This is a genomic window from Massilia sp. 9I, assembly GCF_902506415.1.
GTDB lineage: Bacteria > Pseudomonadota > Gammaproteobacteria > Burkholderiales > Burkholderiaceae_D > Telluria.
Genome location: NZ_LR733283.1, coordinates 1 through 1,348, shown reverse-complemented (window position 1 = coordinate 1,348; position 1,348 = coordinate 1). Strand labels below are relative to the sequence as shown.

Annotated in this window: 1 pseudogene; it reads left to right on the top strand. The window is 55.4% G+C overall.

Going from position 1 to position 1,348, the window contains the following annotated elements:
• Nucleotides 1–50: 50 nt before the first annotated feature.
• A pseudogene (locus GV068_RS24835) lies at nt 51–1,348 on the top strand (IS3 family transposase); the annotation flags it as partial.

Sequence of the window (1,348 nt, the reverse complement as noted above, 5' to 3'; positions counted from 1 at the left end):
TGAACTGCCACAAGAAAGTTGGACAGCTATTGTCCACTTTCGAGGGGTAGATGGTTAAGTACACAAAAGAGATCAAGCTCAGGGTCATCAAGCAATATCTGGAGGGGCAGCTAGGCTATCACCGCCTGGCAGCCCAGCAGGGCATCCCAGCGCCGGTGATCCGGCGTTGGGTGGATGCGTATCGACTGCATGGCGATGAAGCGTTTTGCAGGCGCCGAGAGCACTACAGCCCTGAGCTCAAGCTGTCGGTGCTGAAGCACATGTGGGACAATGCGCTCTCCATCAATCAGACGGCCGCAGTCTTCAACATCCCCAATCCAGACAGTATTCGCACATGGGCGAAGCGATACGAAGAGGGAAGTATCGAAGCGTTGGGCCGTATCAAGCCAGCCGTACCAGACATGCCAGCACGCGTAACCCCATCAGACGACCGACCAGTGCAGGAGCTGACGCGCGAAGAACTACTCAAGCGCGTCGAGTACTTGCAGATGGAGGTCGCCGTTTTAAAAAAGCTGGAAGCCTTGGCTCAAGCAAAGAAAGCAGCTGCGCGGAAAAAGCGCAAGTAGTGCATGAGTTAAGGCAGTCGTTTCCGGTTGTGGAGTTGCTCAAGGTTGTCGGCCTGTCCCGCAGTACGTTCTATGCCTGGGATGTGGCACGCAAGGCACCAGACAAATACGCCCAAACCAAAGAGCTCATCAGGCAAATCTACGATGAACACAAAGGGCGCTATGGCTATCGGCGAATCGCCGATGCCCTGCGCGAGCATGGCATTGAACTGCACGCAAATACGATACTGCGCTTGATGGGGGGACTCGGCCTGCAGTCGGTTCAGCGGGTCAAGCGCTTCAAGACGTTCCGAGGGAAGGTCGGGGTGGTGGCTCCGAACCTCCTGGAACGCGACTTCGATGCCGAGGCACCGAACCAAAAATGGGCAACCGACGTCACTGAACTCAAGGCGGGCAGCGAAAAGGTCTATCTCTCGACCGTTAAAGACTTGTGTACTCGGGAGATCATTGCTTATGAAACGAGCCTGCGTCCGACGATGCAGCTGGTTGTTTCGATGCTCAAGAAAGCTCTTGCCACGCTCAGGCCAGGCGAGACGCCGACGATGCATTCCGACCAGGGATGGCACTATCAGATGCCGGAGTATCGTAAGCTGCTGAGCGACTACAACGTAGTCCAGAGCATGTCACGCAAGGGTAACTGCCTGGATAACGCATCGATGGAGAGCTTCTTCGCCGTGCTCAAGACCGAATGCTTCCACGGGCAGAGCTTTACTGACGCGAAGGCACTACGAGCCACGATCGATGAATACATCGGGTATTACAATACCAAACGCATCAGTACC